Origin of the sequence: Roseibium sp. MMSF_3544, from assembly GCF_030732845.1 — a bacterium.
In the GTDB taxonomy this organism is placed as follows: domain Bacteria; phylum Pseudomonadota; class Alphaproteobacteria; order Rhizobiales; family Stappiaceae; genus Roseibium.
Map to the genome: position 1 here is coordinate 98,401 of NZ_JASHKA010000017.1, position 23,376 is coordinate 121,776.

Annotated in this window: 14 protein-coding genes and 1 tRNA gene; 7 read left to right on the forward strand and 8 right to left on the reverse strand. The window is 58.1% G+C overall.

What is annotated here, in order from left to right; translation table 11 throughout:
• Nucleotides 1-351 precede the first annotated feature (351 nt).
• From RBB47_RS22030 to RBB47_RS22040, 3 genes are all read left to right on the forward strand, one after another.
• On the forward strand, nt 352-894 hold the full coding sequence (locus tag RBB47_RS22030; protein ID WP_305988046.1) for a hypothetical protein: 543 nt from the start codon (nt 352-354) through the stop codon (nt 892-894).
• Between the two features lie 483 nt (nt 895-1,377).
• A complete protein-coding gene (locus RBB47_RS22035) occupies nt 1,378-2,073 on the forward strand; it encodes a CoA transferase subunit A (protein ID WP_305988047.1) in 696 nt (231 codons plus the stop codon).
• A 12-nt stretch (nt 2,074-2,085) separates the two neighbouring features.
• On the forward strand, nt 2,086-2,712 hold the full coding sequence (locus tag RBB47_RS22040) for a CoA transferase subunit B (protein WP_305988048.1): 627 nt from the start codon (nt 2,086-2,088) through the stop codon (nt 2,710-2,712).
• Between the two features lie 162 nt (nt 2,713-2,874).
• Here the strand turns inward: RBB47_RS22040 and ftsH are convergent, their stop codons facing one another.
• The 4 genes from ftsH to RBB47_RS22060 all read right to left on the reverse strand — a co-directional run bounded on the left by ftsH (nt 2,875) and on the right by RBB47_RS22060 (nt 12,564).
• On the reverse strand, nt 2,875-4,701 hold the full coding sequence (gene ftsH / locus RBB47_RS22045) for an ATP-dependent zinc metalloprotease FtsH (RefSeq protein ID WP_305988049.1): 1,827 nt from the start codon (nt 4,699-4,701) through the stop codon (nt 2,875-2,877).
• 89 nt (nt 4,702-4,790) lie between these two features.
• Nucleotides 4,791-6,479 (reverse strand): iron ABC transporter permease, encoded by a 1,689-nt coding sequence (locus tag RBB47_RS22050; protein ID WP_305988050.1) that lies wholly within the window; start codon nt 6,477-6,479, stop codon nt 4,791-4,793.
• Nucleotides 6,480-6,592: 113 nt separating this feature from the next.
• A complete protein-coding gene (locus RBB47_RS22055) occupies nt 6,593-7,636 on the reverse strand; it encodes a Fe(3+) ABC transporter substrate-binding protein (RefSeq protein ID WP_305988051.1) in 1,044 nt (347 codons plus the stop codon).
• A gap of 287 nt (nt 7,637-7,923) precedes the next feature.
• Nucleotides 7,924-12,564 (reverse strand): ATP-binding protein, encoded by a 4,641-nt coding sequence (locus RBB47_RS22060; RefSeq protein ID WP_305988052.1) that lies wholly within the window; start codon nt 12,562-12,564, stop codon nt 7,924-7,926.
• 256 nt (nt 12,565-12,820) lie between these two features.
• Between RBB47_RS22060 and RBB47_RS22065 the strand changes: the two genes are divergently transcribed.
• The 3 genes from RBB47_RS22065 to RBB47_RS22075 all read left to right on the forward strand — a co-directional run bounded on the left by RBB47_RS22065 (nt 12,821) and on the right by RBB47_RS22075 (nt 14,325).
• Nucleotides 12,821-13,207 carry a phasin gene (locus RBB47_RS22065; protein ID WP_305988053.1) on the forward strand — a complete coding sequence of 129 codons (387 nt, stop codon included), beginning with the start codon at nt 12,821-12,823 and terminating at the stop codon, nt 13,205-13,207.
• Nucleotides 13,208-13,541: 334 nt separating this feature from the next.
• Nucleotides 13,542-14,060: a phasin gene (locus tag RBB47_RS22070; RefSeq protein ID WP_305988054.1), complete on the forward strand. Its 519-nt coding sequence runs from the start codon at nt 13,542-13,544 to the stop codon at nt 14,058-14,060.
• A gap of 188 nt (nt 14,061-14,248) precedes the next feature.
• Nucleotides 14,249-14,325: transfer RNA gene (locus RBB47_RS22075), tRNA-His, on the forward strand.
• A gap of 113 nt (nt 14,326-14,438) precedes the next feature.
• On the opposite strand, the gene RBB47_RS22080 is transcribed toward RBB47_RS22075, so the two are convergent.
• Together RBB47_RS22080 and RBB47_RS22085 are read right to left on the reverse strand one after the other, a co-directional pair.
• The gene (locus tag RBB47_RS22080) at nt 14,439-19,523 is read right to left on the reverse strand and encodes a DUF5801 repeats-in-toxin domain-containing protein (protein ID WP_305988055.1); all 5,085 of its coding nucleotides are present in this window, start codon (nt 19,521-19,523) and stop codon (nt 14,439-14,441) included.
• 357 nt (nt 19,524-19,880) lie between these two features.
• Nucleotides 19,881-21,341: an aldehyde dehydrogenase family protein gene (locus RBB47_RS22085; protein WP_305988056.1), complete on the reverse strand. Its 1,461-nt coding sequence runs from the start codon at nt 21,339-21,341 to the stop codon at nt 19,881-19,883.
• A 213-nt stretch (nt 21,342-21,554) separates the two neighbouring features.
• On the opposite strand from RBB47_RS22085, the gene RBB47_RS22090 reads away from it, so the two are divergent.
• Nucleotides 21,555-22,040 (forward strand): hypothetical protein, encoded by a 486-nt coding sequence (locus RBB47_RS22090; protein WP_305988057.1) that lies wholly within the window; start codon nt 21,555-21,557, stop codon nt 22,038-22,040.
• 66 nt (nt 22,041-22,106) lie between these two features.
• Here RBB47_RS22090 and RBB47_RS22095 read toward each other — a convergent pair whose 3' ends face one another.
• Nucleotides 22,107-22,412, reverse strand: coding sequence for a GNAT family N-acetyltransferase (locus tag RBB47_RS22095; RefSeq protein ID WP_305988058.1), 306 nt, complete (start codon nt 22,410-22,412; stop codon nt 22,107-22,109).
• A 257-nt stretch (nt 22,413-22,669) separates the two neighbouring features.
• Complete coding sequence (locus RBB47_RS22100) at nt 22,670-23,374, reverse strand: pirin family protein (protein WP_305988059.1); 705 nt, start codon at nt 23,372-23,374, stop codon at nt 22,670-22,672.
• Between the last annotated feature and the right edge of the window lie 2 nt (nt 23,375-23,376).

Here is a 23,376-nt window from a genome sequence, read left to right on the forward strand (position 1 = left end):
GAAACGCGCGAAAGTGCGGTCTTTTCTGGTCAGTCTCTCGAGCAGTCATCGCAAGCTGACGTCCTTCCGCTTCCTGACGCGTGATGGCTATGATACAGCCGAATTCAACTGTGTGAGACCATTTTGAGAATCTGGCGATTCCTAAAAAAGTACCGATCGGTAGTTCCCGTGTGACGCCCGGCACTCCGAAAACACTCTCTTCCCCACGAAATTAAGAACAGCCGACGCAGAGGTAGGCACGAAAAGACGCCCTGCGGTCAATGCTGAAGTCTCAAACGGAAAGATACAGGAATGACCTAAGACCCGGTCGTTTCGACCGCTGGATTAATGGAGAATTCAATGCCAGGACACATGATCCCGAACCGATACACGTATAACGACATTGTCGGCGTGACGCGCGGGCGGCAGCTCCCGACGGTTTACTTTTCAGATGGCGCACATTTTACGCAGTGTCATAACGACCCGAACAATATCGGATACCACCCACCCTGCACACATCTCTTCTTTGGAAACGTTCAGAACGCTGTTTTAGACGCAGCCTGGCAGCAAGCCGCAGTTAACCTCAACAATACGGGTGAAGATTGGGATTTAGAGGACCGGTACGGCGAATTCTACGCTTTGGTGGCCGCGCAACTCAATGTAAACTTGAATGCAGTTGGCCCGGTGCCACTTATTGCCCCGCAGGGCCCGCAGGCCAATGTGAAACTGTTTGAGATCACTCGGCAGAACGGCCAGATCTACTACCATGAATCGGGCAGCTTCATTCAGGCCGTCAACGGCATCGTCAAGAGGCAGACGTTGCTGCTTGAACTTCGCCAAAAGACGTCAAACAGGCAGCTCATAGCGGGAACGCCCAACTACCAATTCGTCAAGCAGACGGTGCCGCGCCCGTAGGGTGCGCCACTCCGTCGTGACCGCTGGTTGGCGCGGCGGCGCTCATCCACGGGCGCGGGAGGCTCGCGGCAAACGTCAAGGTTTGTTTGCCATCACGCAGCGCGCCCGGCTCGGCGAATTGCCTGCCAAATTCTCGTCATTTCGTGGGGCAAAAAACATGAAGTGCCCAGAGTTCTTGCCTGCGAACTGATCGACCTGTCCTTGTCCGATTACAAGACGCAATGTCACCGGACACAAAAAGCGGAACCGTCTTCGCTTGTCGAGTGCCCGTTCCTGCGGAACGCTTAACCGTCAAAAACACTCCCAAAACACGCATAGCGCATACCCGGATGCCGTTTTCGACTGCGGGACTTTCCGGCAAATCGATTAAATGATCGGACGCTCATGTTTTTCGCTGCAATGCGGCAAAGATGTCTTGACCGGGAAGAACCGAGCGGCGAATGTGCGCCTCACGCACCTTGCGGTCTTAACTGGGAGTGAAATATGAACAAAATTTATCCGGACGCAAAGGCCGCCCTGGATGGGCTAACCTTTGACGGCATGACTGTAATGGCTGGAGGATTCGGCCTTTGCGGCATTCCGGAGAACCTGATCATCGCGCTCCGGGATTCCGGAGCCAAAGACATCACCGCAATATCCAACAACGCCGGTGTAGACGACTTTGGCCTCGGTCTTCTGCTGCAGACGCGCCAGATCAAGAAGATGGTCTCTTCCTATGTGGGCGAGAACGCGACGTTTGAAAAACAGTATCTGAACGGCGAGCTTGAGCTTGAGTTCAATCCCCAGGGAACGCTTGCCGAGCGCATTCGTGCAGGTGGCGCGGGAATCCCGGGTTTCTACACCAAAACCGGTGTCGGCACGCTGATTGCCGAAGGCAAGGAACACAAGGATTTCGACGGCGAGACCTACATCATGGAAACCGGACTGGTCTCCGATGTTGCCCTGGTCAAGGCTTGGAAAGCCGACAAGGAAGGCAACCTGATTTACCGGAAAACCGCACGCAACTTCAATCCGATGATGGCGACGGCCGGCAAGGTCTGTGTTGTCGAAGTGGAAGAAATTGTCGAGATCGGTGAGCTGGATGCGGACAACATCCACACCGCCGGTATCTTCGTCGATCGCATCATTCTCGGTGATCACGAAAAACGCATCGAAAAGCGCACGACGCGCGCAGCCTGAGGAGGACCCATCATGGCCTGGACACGTGATGAAATGGCAGAGCGCGCTGCGCACGAACTGGAAGACGGGTTCTATGTGAACCTCGGCATCGGCATCCCGACGCTTGTGTCGAACTATATTCCCGACGGTGTGCATGTGACCCTGCAATCGGAAAACGGCATGCTCGGAATGGGGCCGTTCCCGACGGACGACGAGGTCGACGCTGACCTGATCAACGCCGGCAAACAGACGATCACCGAGCTGCCGCACACGAGCTACTTCTCGTCTGCGGACAGTTTCGGCATGATCCGCGGCGGTCACATTGACTTGTCCATTCTCGGTGCCATGGAAGTGGCCGAGACAGGCGACCTCGCCAACTGGATGATCCCCGGCAAGATGGTCAAGGGCATGGGGGGTGCCATGGACCTCGTGGCCGGCGTAAAGCGCGTCGTCGTGATCATGGATCACACCTCGAAGGCAGGTGACCCGAAGCTTCTGAAGGAATGTTCGCTTCCACTCACGGGCGTGAAGTGCGTCGACCGCATCATCACCAACTTTGGTGTGTTCGACGTCGTGGACGGCGGGCTGAAAGTTGTCGAATTGGCGCCTGACGTCACGCTTGAGGAAGTCAAGGAAAAGACCCAGGCGACCATCGTCTGAAGCACCTTGGTGGCGACGGAGTCGTTACCTTAGAAAAGTCAGAAGGCATCACCATTTTGGTGGTGCCTTTTTTGTGCGCGAAGGGCGTCAGGAAATCCGGATTGCCCGTCCGAACAGTCCAGGGACGGCGCTGCTACCCGGAGCGCAGTCCTTAGTCAGGATCTATTCCGCGGCTTCGTCCTTGCGGCGCTCCGCAACAGGCCTGATGGCAGGGAAGTCCGTATCCGTCAGGGTCTCCTTGGAAAGCAGCAATTCAGCGCCTTCGTCGAGTTCGCCGCGATGTTCGTTCAACAGATCCTTCGCGCGCACCATTGCCGCTTCGACACGGGACTTGATGGCAAGGTCGATTTCCCGTTGCGTATCGGGCGAAACCTCGGCCACGTCACCGGCAGGTTGTCCGAGGAAATTCTGGCGCTGCGTGGCATAGGCGCGGTTTCCGAGCGTCTCTTCCATCCCGTAGCGCATCACCATGTCCCTTGCGACTTCGGTCACCTTCTGAAGATCGTCGGAGGCGCCAGTGGAGATTTCGCTGAATATGATTTCCTCTGCGGCCCGGCCGCCCATCAAAACCGCCATACGGTTTTCCAGGTCCTGGGTGGACAGGAGAAAACGGTCCTCGGTCGGGCGCTGCATCGTGTACCCGAGAGCACCGATGCCGCGGGGAATGATGGAAATCTTGTGAACCGGATCGCAGCCTTCCAGATTGGCCGCCACAAGGGCGTGCCCCATCTCGTGGAAGGCAACGGTTCTGCGCTCCTTGTCGGATAGAATGCGGCTGCGTTTTTCCAGCCCTGCGACAACGCGCTCCACTGCTTCGTTGAAATCCTGCAGCGTGACGGCGTCGCCGTGCCGGCGCGTTGCAAGAAGTGCTGCCTCGTTGACGAGGGTCGCGAGGTCAGCGCCAGAGAAACCGGCGGTGAGCTGGGCGATCTGGTCAAGGTCAGTATTGGGATCGAGCTTGATCTTCTGAACGTGCACTTCAAGAATGGCAAGACGGCCCGACTTGTCGGGCCTGTCGACGAGAACCTGCCTGTCGAAACGGCCAGCTCTGAGCAGTGCCGGATCCAGGATCTCCGGACGGTTGGTGGCGGCCAGCAGGATGATCCCGCTCGACGTGTCGAATCCGTCAAGCTCGGTCAGCAGCTGGTTGAGCGTCTGTTCCTTCTCGTCATTTGTTCCCATGGGGCCGCTGGAGCGGGCGCGGCCCAGTGCGTCCAGCTCATCGATGAAGATGATTGCCGGTGCCGCCTTGCGAGCCTGGTCGAACAGGTCGCGAACCCGCGCTGCACCAACGCCGACGAACATTTCGACGAATTCGGATCCGGAAATGGAAAAGAACGGCACGCCGGCCTCGCCGGCAACTGCACGGGCAAGCAGCGTCTTGCCGGTGCCTGGAGGTCCGACCAGCAGGATGCCCTTGGGAACGTGCGCGCCCAGACGGCCGTAGTCCTTCGGATCCTTCAGGAAGTCGACCACTTCCTTCAGTTCCCGTTTTGCTTCGTCGACGCCGGCAACATCCTTGAAGCGGACATCGACATCGGTCTCGACATAGACCTTGGCCTTGGATTTGCCGACGGTCATCATGCCGCCGATGCCCTGCTTTTCGGCAATCTTTCGGATGAAGAACATCCAGAGACCGAAGAACAGCAGAACCGGCAGGACCCAGGACATGATATCGCGAATGAAGGTGCTCTGGACGACGCCGGTGAACTTGACGTCGTATTTTGTGAGTTCCTCCGCGAGCGGGATGTCCACGCGCGTTGTGACGAAATACTGCTTGCCGTCCTTCAGGGGTTCCTTGAACTTGCCCTCGATCGTGTTTTCCTTGATCGAAATCTCTTCGATCTTCTTGTCCTTGAGATACTGCTCGAACTGGCTGTACGGGATCGGCTCGACCGTCTTGTAAGTCGTCCACCAGCTCTGGAAAAGCAGCACCAGCATCATGGCGGCGAAGGCGTACCAGAGATTGATCTGATGTTTCTTGTCCATGGAAAACACATCCCGAAAGAGGTCTGAGCAATGCCGCCATTGGGACGACTTGGGCGCGGGCTGTCAAGGCATTGATATGCTTGCCAGCCTTACTCCAAAGCTTCCGTCCGGCGTTGCGACACTTTTGTGCGAAACGAAATCGCGCTTGATCTGGCCAGGTAGATCACCGGGATCAGGCCGACCAGGACGATCGCGAGAGAGGGCAGGGCGGCTTCCTCGAAAGCTTCCCGGGAAGCAGCTTCGAAAACGGTAGTTGCGAGCGTCTCGAAGTTGAACGGCCGCAGGAGGATTGTTGCCGGCAGTTCCTTCATGCAATCGACGAAACTCAGCAACGCAGCAGAGAGCAGGACGGGTTTGAGGATCGGCAGGTGCACCTGATAAAGCGTTTGGCCGGTGTTTCTGCCAAGCGTTCGTGCGGCCATGTCCAAGTGCGGTGTAATCCGCCCAAAACCGCCTTCAACCTGACCGTAAGAGACCGCCAGGAACCGCACTACATACGCGTAGACAAGGCCTGCGCCACTGCCCAGGAGAAGCAGACCGGTGTTGATCCCGAACCAGGCCTCCATCCGCGCGTCGAGGTAATTGTCGAAGCCGGCGAGCGGTATCAGAATGCCGATCGCCAGAACCGTACCGGGGATGGCATAGCCTATGGAGGCCAAACGCACGGCGCTTTTCAGTGGACCCTTCCCATTGATCCGCAGGGCGTAGGCGAGGGCAACCGAAATGACAACGGTCAACAGCGCGGCGATGGCAGCAAGGCTGAAGCTGTTCCAGACAGCCTGAAGAAACCCCGGGGACATGATATCGTCCAGCCGGCGGCTGGCACGGTCCGCAAGCAGCAGACCCGGAACGACGAACCCGGCGAAGATCGGTGCAAAACAGACAACAAGGGCAAGCGCGGACTGCCGGCCGTTCAGGTCGAACCTGGTTGGGGGGCGGTGTTTTGAATCGCCACGGCTGTCAAACCGCTGCTTTCTTCGGCCGAAGCGCTCAAGCCAGAGCAGCAAAAACACCATCGCCAGCATGGCGAGCGCGAGCTGCGCCGCACCTCCCAGGCTCGAGCGGTTAAGCCAGGTATCGTAGACGGAGAAGGTCAAAGTCTTCACGCCGAAAAAGGTGACCGCACCGATATCGTTGAGACACTCCATCAGGGCGAGAGAGACACCGATTGCGATGGCCGGCCGGGCAAGCGGAAGCGCGACGCGAAAAAAGAGCCCATAGGGCGACGCACCCAAGGTACGCGAGACATCAAGGGTCGACGATGATTGGATGAGGAAGCTTGCCCGGGTCGTGAGATAGACATAAGGGTAGAGCACAGCCCCCATGACGAAGATGGCGCCGCCGAGTGAGCGGATTTCCGGAAACCAGTAGTCACGCGAGGTTTTGAACCCGAACAGATCGCGGATCAAGCTCTGGACGGGCCCCGTATAGTCGAGCACTTCCACATAGGCGAAGGCGACAATGTAGGTCGGAACGGCGAGCGGAACGAGAAGAGCCCAGTCGACGATCCGCCGTCCAGGAAAATTGCACATTGTCACGAGCCACGCCGTGACAACCCCCGTCACGCAGGTTGTCAGCCCGACGCCGAGCATCAACAACAGTGTGGTCTGAAGCGCTCCGGGCAAAACCGTTCTGAGCAGATGTCCCCAAACCTCGCTGGTCGGCGTGAACGCGATCCACACAATGGCGCCGAGCGGCAGCAAAACCATCGCGGCGATAACGACTGCTGTGACTTGCCAGAAACGATCTGCAAAAGAGAGTGTGGGCGTGCGCAGCAAGGTGGGTCTTTTAGTTCGTAATGGTTCGCAGGAAGCTCTAAACGCAATCTCTTGAAAAAGCAAAAAAGCGCCGTTCGCGAACGGCGCTTTTCGCTTGTCAGGTCAGCCCTTTGTTAAGACGCCGGACCATTGTCGAAGCCAACTTTGTCAACCAGCTCGCTGGCGGTCTTGCGGTTCTTGGCGATTTCGTCAAGCGTCAGATCATCCGGCTTGAGCTCACCCCAGCTCTGCACGCGTTCGGAGACTTCCACACCCGGTGTGACCGGGTATTCGAAGTTGGTTTCCGCGTAGATTTTCTGAGCGTTGTTGGACGACAGGAATTCAATCAGCTTGACCGCGTTGTCCTTGTGCGGTGCGTTCTTGGCAAGAACGACCCCGGCCAGGTTCACGTGGCTGCCGCGATCACCGGAATTCGGGAACAGGATGCGGACGCTGTCTGCCCATTCCTTCTGCTCCGGCTCTTTGTCGTTGGTTTCCATCTTGCCCATGTAATAGGTATTGCCAAGCGAGATGTCGCACTCACCGGCAAAGATGGCTTTCACCTGGGCGCGGTCATTGCCGGCGGGCTTGCGAGCGAGATTGTCGCGGACACCTGCAAGCCATTCTTCGGTTTTCTCTTCGCCATGATGGGCGACCATCGAAGCAATCAGGCCAATCGTGTAGACGTGCTGGCCGGAACGGGTGCAGAGGCGGCCCTTCCATTTGGGGTCGGACAGCTCTTCATAGGTGATGCTGTCCTGGTCGACGCGGTCCTTGGACGCATAGACAATGCGTGCGCGATTGGTCAGGCCGATCCAGTGGCCTTCCGGGTCACGGAACTGAGCCGGAATGTTCTCGTTGACCAAGTCGGAGACGACAGGCTGGGTGATGCCAAGCTGCTTGGCGCCATCCAGACGTCCGATGTCGACGGTCAGAAGAATGTCGGCAGGCGAGTTCTCGCCTTCTGCTGCGATGCGTTCACCGAGGCCCTTGGAGGCAAACACGACATTTGTCTTGATGCCTGTTTCAGCCGTAAAGGCATCCAGCAGCGGCTGGATCAGAAACGGCTGACGGTAGGAATAGATGTTGACTTCACCGTCGGCGAGAGCCGGGGCCGCCGCGAAAGAAGCTGTGGTCAGGGCAAGAACGCCTGTAAGGGCGCGAAGGGTCGAACGCATGGAACACTCCCAAAGAAAGACATCGTTTTCGCTTCAGCCTTGGGCCGAATGCTTGGCCGGGAATATGTCCGCATCTTCGGAATAAGTCAATAAACATAATAAAATCAATAGTTTAGAATGATTCAAAACTAACTGGAGGTTTTTACTCCACTATTTTGATGAAAATTGGCGGGAAAACAGGAGTTTAATCCTCTACTTTAGCTCGCGGAGACGGAAGGGCAGGACCTGACGCCGGATCACGAAACCGTGATCCAGTACCTGGGTGTGACAAAATGCGCAGGCTGGTTCTACTCCGACAGGACCCGCTGTGTCGGGAAGACGACTTCCACTAGCGTTCCCTGATCAGGGGTCGAGTCGATGTGGAAAGTCGCGCGGTTCGCCTCCACCAACGCCTTCGTCAAAGGCAGGCCGAGGCCGGTGCCGCCGCCGCGGCTGGCAGTGTGCAACTGCCGGAACGGCTCCAGCGCCGCCGCCAATTGCTTGGAAGTCATGCCTGTGCCGGTGTCGCGCACCCTGAGGGCCACTTCGCCGTTGCTTTCCAGCGCGGTCGACAGGATCACCTGCCCACCGGACTTGTTGTACTTGATGCCGTTGGACAGGAGGTTGAGCACGATCTGGCGCAACGACCGCGGGTCGGCAACCACCTCCGGAACCGATTCCGGAAGGCTTGCGCGGATAATGACCCGCTCGCGATTGGCCTGTGGCTGCATCAGCGCAACGCACTCATTGATCACATCGTTTGTCGAAACAGCGGTGAACTTGAGGTCCAGCTTGCCGGCCTCGATCTTGGAAAGGTCCAGAAGATCGTTGATCAGGCTCATGATGTGCGAGCCGGACGTACGGATGTCCTTCAGATAATCCTTGTAGCGGTCGTTGCCGATTGCGCCGAACCGCTCTTCCATCATGACCTCGGAAAAGCCGATGATCGCATTGAGTGGGGTTCGGATCTCGTGGCTTATCTTTGCCAGGAAGTCGGACTTCTGCGAGCTGGCATTCTCCGCCTGGCGCTTGGCCTGCGTCAGCTCTTCTTCCGCTGTTTTCCACTGGGTGATATCGCGAAGGACGGCGCAGAACTTTGCGTCGTCGTCGCGGCTGGTGATCCTGCCCATGGTCATGAAAAGCGGGATAAGGCCGCCGGCAGGCACCTGACCTAAGACCTCGCGGCCATCGTTCAAGATGCTGGCGACACCGTTGCGTGACAGGCCGTCGAGGTAGTCCGACGCTGCACGGTGGCTTTCTGGCGCCAGAAACTCGGTGAAAGGCGCCCCGATCATGTCCGCCCGGTTGGCACTGAAGAGCGCCTCCGCCGAACCGTTGACCTTGACGATCGTCCCATGGCGGTCAAGGACAAGAACGCCGTCTGTCGCCGTTTCCAAAATGGTATCCATTTCGGCGATCTGGTCCTGGGCATTGTCCAGTTCCGCGCGCACTTCTGCAAAGAAATTGGGAGAAGTCGGTCCAGTCGACTGTCCGTTCTTCATCGGGCGTTCGGTGATGGAGATCATCAGGCCACGGCTGCCGTTCCAGGGAACGGAGTGCATATGGGCGTCCACGTTCAGAACACCGCCGTCGGCAAGACGAACCTTCATGGCTTCATCGACTTCTCCATCGACACCGACGGCATCCGCGAGTTCGTCCGTATCGTCTATGAAGAGCGCTTCCAGCCCCCCCGCCTGGGAGAGCGATGAAATGGAGCGGTACCCGAGCATTTTCAAAAGCGCCTTGTTGGCATAAAGCACTTCGCGGTCGTGAACGATCGAGATGCCGATCGGCAGCCTGTCGAGCAGGCTGGGGTCGATCGGTCCTGCCTCGGGAACTTCGGGCGGAAGATCCTCATCGGTTTCTTCTTCCGGGTCCGGTGCGTCGAAGTCTTCAAGGTCCCCTTCAAGCCGCGCACCGAGCGCTTCGGCTATCTTGCGGAAGGCCTGGCGCTCCGGGCGGGAAAGGCTGGACGTGTCAACGGGCACCACACGTGGTCTTGCCGTGGCCAGCGGAATGACTTCGCCGGTCTTCTTCTCAGGCTCCGGATCGGCGGTGCTCCTTTCTTCAGCTTCGACCGCCTGCTCGTGCTCTTCATAAGCAGCGGTCTCTTCGTAAAACTCGCGCTCTTCCTCGGCGTCAGCGGCACTTCCGTCTTCAGGTGTCGTTTCTTCAGAAGGCGCTTCCGCCTCGTCGTCTTCGTCGGTCTGTGCTGTGGTGTCGTCGGTGTCGTCAGGCAGACCGTCGTCGCCGCTGGCCGCTGCAAGGGGCTCGTCGCCCGCATCCACATCGTCCGATGTTTCAGGCGCGTCGATCAATGCGTCAGGCGCAGTCTCCTCAAGATCGTCCTCATCTGTGTCATCAGCCGCACGGGGTTCATCTGCAGGCGTGTCCGCCGAGGCCTCATCAAACAGATCCGGAGATCTGGGTTCGGGGGGCTTGTAGGACTTGGCAAGGTTCTTGACGGCGCTTTCAATCTCGGCAGGTTTTAGCTCGGCAGGCCCCGCGATGCCGACCGGTTCGTCCGCTTTCTCTTCCGCGTCCAGCGTATCCTGGTCTTCGGAAACCCCTTCTTCTAGGTTTTCCTCAATTGGCGCTTCGTCGTGGACTGCCTCGGTCGACGCTTCCTCGACAACATCGTCCAACTCTTCTAGCTCTGCATCGGCATCGGCATCGGAACCGCCGTCGGCTGCACTTTCGTCTTCGGTTTCTGCTTCAACCGGGTCGTGCGCATCTTCGTCTTCAAACTGGCCGTCGGCGCTTTCCTCCGCCGTGTGAGGCCCCACGTCTGCCTGAAGATCTTCGCCAGCAAGGGTCTCGTCGCTGTCATGATCGTCGGTTTCTTCGACCAACTCTTCAACAGCTTCCGCGGCCGTGTCCTCCGCTTCGTCCGAGCCGGTTTCATCTTCGATGATGTCATCGTCATTGAGACCGGCATCAAGTGCAGCAGCTGCGCTTTTCAGATCGTCCGACAAGTCGATTTCGTCGGCGGCCGGGCTCTCGGCATCGAGCGGTTGCTCTCCGCTTGAAGATGTCTCAGCAGACTTTTTCCCCTTGAACATTGCCAGGGACCCAACCAGGGCCGCAGCACTTGCCCCGAGAAACGTTCGGCCGCCAAGGGAATTCGGCGGGGCAGGTTTCAGGTCAGCAGGATCATCATTCGCCGGCACATCGGGGTCTGCCACAACCATCGTTTCACCGGCAGGGCTGTCGTCATCGGACCTTTCGGGTTCCTCATCCTCCAAAGCCGGATCTTCATCTGCACCATCCGCTTCGAGTGCCGAGCTATCTTCGTCTTCATGCGTCGCAGCATCCGCATCATGTGAACCTGCGTCGCTCTGGAGAGCCTCGTCATCACCAACGTCAGTGTTGTCTTCCACAACGCCCGTCAGGTCTTCATCAGCGTTGTGGTCTTCGTCACCGGTGTCTTCTGCGTCGTCCACGGGCGGTGTTGCAACAATCGGAGCAACCGGCGTCGGAACGAAGCCATCCGGGTCTTGCACTGCATCGGAGGTCCGGCACACACCAAAGCCGCGATAGCCTTCAAAGACCCTGTTTCGGTCGAAAGCGGGCAGGGCCGCCATGTCGACAGGAACGCGCAGAGCCGCGCCGCTGACAGGCCAGGCAACCGTCTTGCCGCTCCAGGTATCGCGCCGATCCAGCGCCCGGGCTATATTGCCGCGCGGGTCGAGGCCGAACCTTTCCGAAACATCTGCCCAGGTAAGGCCGACAATCCCGGTTGCGTCTGGTCCCAGCACTTCGGCAAACTCGTCGGACAAAAACGTGAAGCGCTGGTCGACGTCCATTTTCCAGGCGAACCGCACAGGCCGGCGGCGTGGCTGGAAGACGAAGCTTTCCGCGTCCGCTTCGCTCTCGGCGGGCTCTTCTGCAGTTTCGGCTGCAGCCTCCTCGGAAGACACATCATCGGTGGCAGCTTCCGTGTCTGTATCGGGGAGCGTGTCTGTCTCAACCGCTTCAGTTTCAGCCGGCTCGTCCTCAGAGGCGTTGTTTTGAGGAGCGTCGTCGTCGGGTGCCTGGTCGAGGGTTGCTGTCTCGCCCGGTGCTTCTGCATGATCAGATGCGGTCTCGTGATCTGGCTCTTCTTCCACATCCAATCCGGCATCAGTATCCGCATCCGCCTGCAGCGGATCAGCGTCAACGGGATCGGCCGCCTCATCGGTGGGCGCTGCGGTGTCTTCTTCCGCGGCGTGTTCCACCTCGGCGTCCATGTCTTGCGCGCCCGCCGGAGCCGCGGTGCCGGCAACAGTTGCTACCGCGATTGCATCCTCATTTCCGGAGGATCCTGAAGCAGCCTGATCTTCTCCGATCGGATCGTTGCTCAGCACGACAATCCTCGGGCCAGCGGGGATCTGCAGAACCGCACCGTCGTGATATTGCTCGTTCAGATCGAGTGGGCCGAACAGCACTTTTTGCCCCTGCGGCAGATCGATGTCTTCCGGCATGCCGTCCAGCGTGCCGATCCTTTCCTCGACCTCACCTTCAGCGATCAGAAAAACTGTTCTGTCAGGAGATCTCAGCAGGTGCGCATAGGCGGGAATTGGGTCCTTTGTCAGAGCAAGACCCTTGTCGCTGCACACGATCAGTGCTGCGGTGCCGCCATCTGCAAGCTCGACCTTCTTGCATTGACACGTCAGGAGCATGACCCTCAGACCCCGGTAGAAGCGGAGACGGTCGATGCTGAAACGGTCGGTCAGTCCGGATTCGGCGATACGGGCGATATGCGGCCGGGCGGGTGAGCGCTCCAGGGACGTCAGGCCGGCAAGTTCGGAAACAGTCTGGACAGAAAAAAACGCGGCCCCGGCTGCGTTCGACCACAGAATTTGGGCACCGTCCGCAGACCACAGCCACGCCGCGCGCTTGTCGGCAGCAAGCTGAACCAGATCATTCATGGCACTCAGTTCCAGGAATGATTGGGTCTGGTTGTCCATGGTTATGCTCCAAAGGTCGGCGGCACCGGTTGGCGGACGCGCCGCGGCAAATTGCCTGCTTTAGTAAACACTCCGTTAATACAAGCAAAGCTTAGCGTCGTCCACGTAAAGCAAGTGTGCTAAAGGACTTACGTGAAGGCGTGGTTAACCTATCCCCATTTGTTTGCCGGATTGCCATCTGCGTGTTACGAATTTTTGGCAAGGACAGAACCAGAAGACGCGGACAGCCCTTGTCCGTGACCCGAGGAGCGCTGACATGAGCACTGACAAAACCGGATTCGAAGTTCCCGACCAGATGCGTGATTTTGCCGAAAAAAGTGTCGACCAGGCACAGAAGGCATTTGACGATTTCATGGGCGCGACCCACAAGGCTGTGACCAACGTTGAAGAAGGCGCAAGCGCTGTTCAGGCAAGCGCAGCCGATGTCAACAAAAAGGCACTTACTTACGCTGAAGAGCATGTCAACGCCGCTTTCAAGTTCGCACAGGAACTCGTCAAGGCAGACAATGTCGAAGACATGCTGAAGCTGCAGCAGACCTATCTGCGCAGTCAGATGGAAGCCTTTGGCGAACAGGCCCGCGAGTTCTCGAACGTGGCGACCAAGGCTGTGCAGGACGCAACCAAGGCTGCGCAGAAGAAATAATCCCGGTTTTCAGGGCCGCGCAGGACAATGAAGAACTGCGCGGTATCCAGTCGTGATTTTGCCCGCTGTGCGGCATAATGTGGAATTGATTGCGCGAAGGATATTGTCTTTCGCTTGGGCGACGGACTGTGGTGCGTCGTTGCCGACTCCGGTCAAACAGTCCCAAATGCCAAGCATCCCCTAAGAAGTTTGTTGTGCAGTGCAAAAAAATGTTGCAATGCAACAAACGATGCACTATGTAAGGGCTGCGGATGACGACAGGGTCCGCCGGCTGATGAGACGGCGGAATGACTTTTGAACCGATGATCGCATCCGGACTCTAGGAGATGAGATCATGACCGAGACCACGACTACCGCTAAAGCGGCCCCGAAAGCACGCACCGCCAAGGCCAAAGCCGCACCGGCTGCTGCTGCTGTTACTTTCCCGGACTTCGAAGCTTTCGCTCTGCCGAAAATGGAAATCCCGGCAGCGTTCCGCGAAGTGACCGAACAGGGCATCGAAAACGCACGCGAAGCATACGCTAAAGTGAAAAACGCTGCTGAAGATGCGACCGACCTGATGGAAGACACATTCGAAACTTCCCGCCAGGGCGTTGTTGAATTCAACCACAAGGCTGTCGACGCTGCGAAAACCAACGCTGACGCAACATTCAACTTCATCAAGGACATCATGTCTGCAAAGTCCCTTGCTGAAGCAATTGAACTGCAGTCCACGTTCGCTCGCGCGCAGTTTGACGCTCTGAGCGCCCAGACCAAAGAAATGCAGGAACTGGCGACCAAGCTTGGCACCGACGTTTCTGCTCCGGTCAAGGAAGCAGTTGAAAAATCCTTCAAAGGTCTGAAGGTCAACTAATCCGGTTGAGCTGCATCCAACATGCGGCAACAGATGCAATGCCCGGGGTTCTGCCCCGGGCATTTGCTTTTCAACAACCCCGTCTTTTCCAAAAATTGACGCTTGCCGGTGATCGGAAACGGGAGTAGAAGACGCCCTTGCAAATGGCGGTCCGGGCAAGTATGGTCCGCGCCACTTTAAAGGCCTTGGCAGACGTAGCTCAGTAGGTTAGAGCGTCGGATTGTGGCTCCGAAGGTCGGTGGTTCGAATCCACCCGTCTGTACCATTTCTCAACAACACAACTGTTCGGCCAAAAGCGCTCTAAGCGCTTGGTTCTTCCGTGGTCTTCAGAGCCGTCCCAACTCCGATGCATTCGTGAGTTTGCCGCGCGATTTCAGCTCAGGCAACGTTCACGGCGATCTCAGCTTCCACGCCCTGACCATCCAGAACGACACGGATTGTCTCACCCATCGAGGCATGGTCCTGAAGAATTGCCGCCTCCTGCCACGCATGACCGTCGTCCTGGCTGCCATCCTGGTCGACTTCGATGCGAACGTCGCCATTCTCGTCACGATGGGCCCGAACGAAGTCGGTTGCATCGGTTGAGGCGCCAAAGGCGTTTTCGAGAAGCTGGCCGAGATGGAGCTTGTCGCCATCCCCGAAGGTGTAGTCGGTGATCAGATCGGCTTCGGCGAGCGAATTGAGAACAAACGTATCCGCCCCCGCACCGCCTGTCAGCGTGTCAGCGCCGAGGCCACCGATCAGGATATCGTCACCGTCGGTGCCGATAAGGATGTTGTCGCTGCCGTCGCCTTCAATGACCGATCCGGTGACGGTGACCGCCACCGCCGCTTCCGGCGCACTCACCGCTTCGGTGCTTTGGTCTGCAGGATCCACGGCATCGCCGGTTTCAACGACCGTCGTCGTCGTTTCAAGCGAGCTTGCTTCCGTGTGGACGTCCAATTCGATCGAGCGCATCACCGTGGAGCCGTCTGCGAATGCCAGCTCCAGTTCAACCACATCCTTGCCCTCATGGCCAACCGGGGGGGTATAGACCACTGTAAGGTCCTCGCCGATGTCAACGGCGCCGATGGGCGGATCGCCCTTGATGTCGATCGACAGCAGTCCGGCTAAGACTTCTTCAGCCGACGCGGCATAAAGCACCAATGCAGTACCTGCGGCGATCGCGGTCGATTGGCGCGTGGTTTCCTCGTTGTCGTTGGAGACTTCGTTGGCAGCGCCAAAGCTGACCCCGGCATAAGCACCGGTGGATCCGTCCACTTTGGTGTAGGTGCCCTCGGCAAAGACTGTGTTGCCGTTGAGCGTGAGGTCGGTGCGGGCAGCATTCAGATCGATCGAAGAAATCCCGTGCTCGATCAGGCTCCGGAGCTCATCTTCCTGGCTGACACCGTCGGCGTTGGTATCCTGCCAGATTTTGATGTCGTTGAACGCCGCGTCTTCGGCATTGATCACGCCGTCGCCGTTTTCATCCAGCGACGCCAGCGCTTCCAGCGAGTCAGCATAGGATCCGCCATCAAAAACCTCGGAGAAGACCTCAAAACCGTTCTCGATGACGCCCGACCCGTCGATATCCAAAACCAGCATGCCGTCATCGGGTCCAACCCAGCCGATCTGCTCAGCCACGCCATCGCCGTCGATGTCGAATTCAACACCGTTTTCCGGTGCGGTCAGATCAACGCCGTCACCGTTGAGATCAATGATGATGGGGTCATTGGGGTCCGTGACGGTCACGTTGATAGTTTGCACATCCGTTTGGCCGCCAAAGTCACTGACTGTGATCTCTACCTCGTAGTCGTTGTCGCCACCCAGAACGAAGTTGGGCGGGGCAATGAAGCTCAGCTCTCCGGAAGAACTATCTATACTGAAGAGGGCTTCGTCGGCGCCGCCGGTTATCGCATAGGTCAGCGTTTGGCCATCCGGATCCGTAGCGTCGACGTCAGTGACGTCAGTTATCTGATCCTTTACGTTGATCGTTGCGGTATCGCCGCCACCGTCGGATGTGATCGTAGGCGCATCATCATTCGCGACGTTGATCGTCACCTGGTTGTCCAGTGATACGCTGTCGCCGTCGGCATCAGTGGCGATGATGTATGGGCCGAATTCAAGCGGGATCGTGTCGTCGGTGCCGTGGTCCAGATCTCCCAGCAAGATGAATTCGGCGTTGGTCTCATCGATGGTCAGCGTGAAGACCGTCGTGTCGCCATCGTCGAGCTCATCGGCGTTCGTGCCGTCATCGAGAAAGCCGGTGAGGGTGGTGCCGTCCGAGACGATGCGCACCTGAGTTCCGCCGGAGGTGAGGGTGCCGAAATCCTGTGCGTCGAATACTTTGAAAGAGAAACCGCCACCGCTTGCCGGGCCGTCATTGCCGAAACTGACAAGCGAGCTGAGGTCGAGGGTCGCGTTGAAGGCGCCGGTTCCTGACTGGAACACATAGACCTGGCCGACGTCATTGCCCAGTGTGGAGTCTCCAGGCGCGCCGACGGCAATGGTGTTGCCGTCAATCGAAACCGCCTCTCCCATATCGTCTCTGCCGAATGGAGACGGCGTCGGGTCCTCCAGTGTCTGGATAAGGTCACCCGTGGTTGCGTCGAAAACGTAGGTGCGGCCGTTTTCGTTTACACTCGCATCGCGGGCAGACGCACCGATGACGACCTGGTTGCCGTCGATTGCGACGGAAAAGCCGAAGAAACCGTTCTGCACGGGTTCAGGATCGACGAACGTGTGCAACAGCTGGGAGGTGCCGCTCGCAGCGTCGAAGGAATAGAGATACGCCTCGCCGCTATTGATCTCGGCACCGTCTTCCCGGCGCGCACCGACCACCACGAGATTGCCCTGGATCGCAACGTCGGACCCAAAACTGTCCTGAGTGTCCGGGCTGGGATCCACGAAGGACAAGATGAAGTTGCCTGCGGTATCGAACAAGTGGACCTCGCCCGCAGACGTGCCGTTGCTCGGCGCGGAAACCACAAGATAGCTGCCATCGATATCAACTGCGCTGCCGAACTGGTCTTCTCTCGATGCACCCGGGTTCCTGATAATGATCGGGTCGGCGTCAGGGTTTTCGGCGTCGAACAAAAAGGCCTGCCCGCCTCGTGTCCCCCCATCGGGAACCCCGGCAGCGCCGATCAGCAGCAGATTGCCCGAAATGGCCACATCGGAGCCGAACTGGTCATTCCCGCTTCTGGTTGGATTGTTCAAGCTTGGCTGCGACGGGTTGAAGACACGTGGCGGGGATTCGAAACTCGCGATCAGGTTGCCGGTGTTGGCGTCAAACAGGTGAGCTTCGCCCTGTCTTGGGCCGCGGCCGCCACCGCCGCCGCTGAACCGCAAATCGTACTGAGCGCCGATCAGGATGTAGTCGCCTTCCATGGCGACAGACCCGCCGAACTGCGCTGCAAAGGTACCAGGAGCACTGAGAGGGCGGCCGTTGGGATCGTTAGGATCAGGGGCTTCGCCGTCGATCGTGTGGATGAGGCTGCCGGTCGTCAGGTCGAAAAGAAATACGTCGCCTTGACCATCACGCGGCGACCCCACGAGCAAAAAGTTGTCAATCACGGCGACGGCAGCGCCGAAACTGTCGGCGGTGCTCGGCTGGGGATTGTCGAAGATGATGGGGACGCCCGCTTCTTCAACAGTCGCCGACACGGTCTCGGTTGTCAGCGACGGTCCGTCGTCGGTGATCCGGATTATCTCAAAAAATTCGCTTCCGAACGGATCTGTCAGATCTCCTTCAACATCTCCGTCGCCATCGGTGACAGTGAAGTCCAAATAAATATCAATGGGATCGTCGTCTCCGGTCAGTCCGGCATCCGGATGATCGAACCCCGCCAATTGTGTGAAAACAAAGCTGCCATCGGGCTGAATGACGATCTCGAAAACGCTCTCACCCGAGGTTTCCGTCGTTCCAGTGATCGTTATCACCCCGGTGACTGCGCTGGTGACCGTTACGGTTTCCACACGCTCGCCGCCGACCGTCAAATTGTCAGAGTCTTCAACAAACGGAAAGTTGGATTGAAGAATGTCTTCGCGGATAACGAAGCCATCATCATCTGAGAACACTGTGGCATCGGTCACGGTCGCCCCGTCGGCACCAGGATCGAACAGGAGCTGACCGCTGACTTCAAGATCCAGATCATCGGGTTCATCAATGAAGACGGGATCAAGGAAATCGGGACCGATAGGGTCCGGGCCGTCATCATCGAAGGTGATCCGGTCGCTGATATTCTCACGGGTCGAAGCAGTGCTGCCGTCGGAATAGGTCACCGTCAGCTGGGCCAACACTGACCCCGGATCGACCAGGCTGTCGTTGCCGATTGCGATGTCTTCATCAGAACTGTCCGGGTCGTCATGCCACATCGAGACGTACTGGGCGATGCTGACGCTGCCTTCATCATCAATGGTTATGGCCAACGCAGCCGGGTCGTTTTCGTCGGCGGTTCCGCCATTGGGGTCGTATCGGCCAACGATCAGGTCCCCTTCCGCAAAGAGGAATATTTCCGCACCTGGGCCGGTGTCCACTTCACCCGTTGTGTAAAGACCGGACGAAACCGGACCGGTAGAGGCGGCACCCGCGGAATCGACCAGAACCAGTTCAAGCGTGCTGTTCAGAACAGACGTATCGGCGCCGGTGCTGATGGACGCGTCAACGTCGATGATCTGGTCGCTCGCATAGATGGGTCCGAACGGGAGTAGATCATCGTCGGAACCAATCCCGCCGGCGCTGGTCAAGACGCTGGCGAATAAAGCGACAACGTCCGGATCGTAGTCCTGCGCTGTCTCGTCAAATGCGTTGTCGCTGTGCTTCTTACCGTCGGACGTCTCGTCAACGCGGACATTTTCGAACTGCACGTTTGGATTTCTTGACGTCGGATCATCCAGGAAGACGATCTGCAGATCGGGCACCGTTTCGTCGATCACAAACGGCGATGCGTCCGGCAAGTCCGCCGTCAGCTCATCAATGAGACCGTCGTTGCCGGCCGGTCCGCCCCCGGTCAACAGATCGGCAATGTTCAAACCATCTCCCAGATCGCCAATCGTGACGTCTTCGAAGGTCTGCCCCGATCCCTGCGGCGCACCCAGCGCCGTCGCAAGATTGGTTGTCTCACCGGCCGCTGTCTGGATCTCGTCCGCAGATTGAAGGCTGGCAATTGCTGTGAATTCATCGATGGAAAGTGTCTTGCCGTCCCCCACCAGGGCGATTTGCGCGCTTGCGTCTCCAGCAAAAAAACTCTGGATGATCAGTGTTCCGCCGTCGGCGAAAATCATCTGCAGGTCGTCGCCAATCCGGATAAAGGAAATCTCGTCGTTAAGAACCTGGCTGAAATCAACCATGCGTCCGGGTGCAAGCAAGGAAACGATGCTTTGCTGCGCGTCGGGACGGGTGACGATGAGCGGCACATCCGCTGCATTTTCGTTCGAAGAGTTTGAGACGTCTGCTTGGGCGACCTGGACGATCTTGTTCATTATTTTTCACTCGGCAAGTTGGCGACTGCTTTTTAAGCCCACACCCCCACCATTGTCATTTTTCTCACCCTTTTTGAAGCCCACGCAAAGTTAACTTTGGTTAAGGTAAACGTGCAAGGGCAATTTTAAATTGAATTGTCGAACAACACAGCGAATGTCGCTCGAGATGGTCTTGTTCTCTTTGCGCGGGGGCAAAAAGTCTCAATGGTTCCAAGAGGTAATTGCCTCGCCGAGACGTAATTCACCGAAACATGCGAACCGTGGTGCTTACTCAACGTTTTCCTCAATACTGTTGCGAGTAACCCAGTTCCTCGGGAAGCTCGTATTGCAGGATGTGGCTCTTTACGCTGGTGATTTTCATGCGTTCAGCCCTCCGAAGTCCGAGTCGCCGAGTGCGCGTGTGACCCTTTTCAAAACAAGGTAATCGTTGAGCGCCAACGCCGAGCAGTCGTGACCAATGCCGGACTGGCCAATCCCGCCGTGGGGGAGATCGATGTCGTACTTCACCCCGTTGATCTGGATTTCGCCGTAGCGGAGCGCGGCAGCAAAAGCTTCTGCCTTCGCCAGGTCACGTGTGAACAGATAGGCGGTCAGTCCCCCTTCCTCGCAGTCGTTCGCCATGTCGATCAAACCCCGCTCGTTTTCGAAGGGGATCAGGCTGACAATCGGGCCGAAGGTTTCTTCCCGATAGACGGACATGGTTTCGGTGACATGGTCCAGCACCGTCGGCGCAATGTAGTGGCCCTTGTTCAGGTGAGCCGGACGATCGCCCCCGGCCAGAAGCGCGGCGCCCCCGTTGACCGCGTCGTCGACCAAGCCCTTGATCCTCGTCCAGGCGCGCCGGTCGATGACCGGCCCGGTGGTGATGTCGGCGGTTTTGTCGAATCCGACCCTGGCTGCTCTGGCGCGCGCAACAACTTTTTCGGTGAAGGCAGCGTGAACGGATTGCGCCACGAAGACCCTGTTCGGAGAGACGCAAATCTGCCCGGCATTTGAAAATTTGACGCCGCAGACCACATCGGCTGCAAGATCGAGATCGGCGTCCTCGAGCACCAGAACCGGCGCGTTGCCTCCCAGTTCCATGGAGTAGCGTTTGATCGATGTTGCACCGGTGCGCATGATGTGCTGCCCCGTCGGTGTGGATCCGATCAGTGTGATCACCTGCGGGATCGTCGAAGCGGTCATTGCATCGGCCACATCATATCCGTCCGTGCACAAGATCTGGACGACCCCTTTCGGCAGGCCGATCTTTTCGCACAGCATTCCAACCGCATAGGCGGAAATGGGGGTTTGCTCCGAGGGCCGGATGATGATCGGACATCCTGCCGCCATCGCCGGTCCGATCTTGAAGGCGAGGTTCAAAAGCGGAAAATTCCAGGCAAGATAGGCGAGCGCGACACCTGCGGCCTCGTGCACCATCTTGTGTGCGTGTGTTCCGGCCCGGTCGACAACACCGATATCGTGGATGCGGGCAATTTCCTCCGCATAGAACTCGAGCGAGACCACCAGCCTGTCCCAGTCCTCGTGGGTCTGGGCCCAGGGTTTGCCCATCTCGAAATGTACGCAATCGCGAAGAAACTCTTCGTGAGCGACCACCTGATCTCGCAGCTTGCGCATCCAGCTCTGACGCTCAGCGACAGGTGCCTTTGACCAGTCGTGAAAGGCGTCCCTTGCCGATTGCAGCGCACGTTCTGCATCTTTCAGACCGGCAGTCTGGACAGTGGCCACGGGTTCCTCTGTCGCCGGATTGATCACCTCCCTTTGCCCTGATCCATCGGACAACGCACCGTCGATGTACATTTTGGTCGGGAAATCCATGGGGTACCTCAATCAAAAAGCATTGCGATATTGGTCTTGATCCGGGCACCAATGTAAAGTGTCGGCGCGCCAGTCTCGTGCGTAGAGTTTCCCGCGCGTCCTGCGTTGAGTTTTGCGTTGCAGGTTCCGAAGAAGTTGTTTGAACAAGGCTTTTTGTCTTGCCGACCTGAAGCTTCGGCACTCACAAACCCACTTTTTTTGAGGTGAAAGCAAATGGCACAAGATTCACCGGGGCTCGGTGCCCGCCTGATGCGCCTGCCGGGGCAGTTGCTTTTGGCCCTGGTCAATGCAACCGCTTTGCTGGTCATCGCAGCCTGCGTCCTCGCACTCGTCGTTTTGAACCGGGTCGATCAGGCCGGGGCACAGCTTGCAGGAACAGTGACCGAGGCAGCGCTTTCTAAATTGGATATGACACCGTCCGACTTGAAATCCAGCTTGCAGGCCATCGGCGGACGGATCGAAGAGCTCTCGGTGCAGATGGAAAGCCCGGGCAACGGCGACAATCGCGCGTTGACGCAACAGCTCAATGCTTTGAACCAGAACCTCAACGACCTGAAGCTTGCGGCACAAAACATCGGGGCGGTTGGACCTGAGGTGACCGATGCTGCCTTCAGGCAGGCGGGATCCATGCTCACCGACTCGCTTTTCGCTTTGAGAGGGTGCACAGCCAATCAACCGACCGGCGCCCAGGGGAGCTGATCACATGGCGCGCGAAGTGAGTGAGCAGACGCTTCCTCTGCCGCAATGACCGCAGCGCCAGCCCGATCAGCCCTGAAACACGTCGGCCCATTCGGGGTGCTTTTGCCTTTGGGCATTCACGTAAGGGCAAAGCGGAACAATCTTGACCTGCTTCGTCTTCGCATCAGCAACAAGACGTTCCACGAGGGCCTTGCCAATGCCAAGACCGCGCATGGCATCCGGAACGCCGGTGTGGTCCGCGATGATCAGATGGTCATTGACGATCGAAAACGTCAGTTCGGCCGGTTCGTCGATGCCGTCAACGACTGCAACATAGCGGCCCTTGGCACCATGGCGCTCAAGCGTGATCGATGGGGAAACCGGTTCGGACATTCTTGCCTCCTGAAACGCGCTTTCACGTCTTAATTGTACGAGCATCTTTGCTGGTCCGGATCATTTGTTCGTCCTGAAAGGGATACGATTGAGTGCGAACGTCGCACGGTCCTCCTCCTCAGGAGGACCGCCAGGTCTGTCGCAAAGGATGGGCGGCAAATCCAGAGGTTCGCCCAGTGTTCGGATGTGCGCGCAGTCTTGATCCTCAGCACAATCCAACAAGTGAAGGGGAGGGCCTTGTAGCCCTCCCCGGCCATTTAAGCAGCCAGATCGAACAGCAGGAACTCCGCGTTTTCCTGCGCGGTCAGGTTGATCCTGCCGCTGTCGAGCAGGCCGAGCCCGTCGCCGGCGCTCAGAACCTGACCGCCAGTGCTCACCTTGCCCTTGACGATCTGCAGCCAGACCTTGCGGCCGGCCTTGATCTCGAAACCGACGCTCTTGTCCGCCGTGAGCAGGGACGCATAGAGATCGACATCCTGGTGGATAACGACGGACCCATCACGGCCGTCGCGCGACCCGATCAGGCGCAAAGTGTCCTGACGTTCGACATCAGGAAACGCCTTTTGCTCGTAGCTCGGCTGAAGGCCGTCGGCTTCCGGCACGATCCAGATCTGCAGAAAGTGGACCCCTTCGGTGTCCGAGTGGTTGTACTCGCTGTGGCGAACGCCGGTGCCGGCGCTCATGCGCTGCAGGTCACCCGGCCGGATCACCGAGCCAGTTCCAAGGGAATCCTTGTGCTCCAGACCACCGGAGACGACATAGGAGATAATCTCCATGTTCTGGTGCGGATGGGTCGGAAATCCTGCAGAGGGCGCAACCCGGTCCTCATTGATAACGCGCAAGGCGCCGAAACCGATATGGTTCGGATCGAAATAGGAGCCGAAGGAGAACGTGTGCTTGCTCTTCAGCCAGCCGAAATCGGCGTCGCCGCGGGCGTCCGAAGGACGTAAAATCTGAGACATGG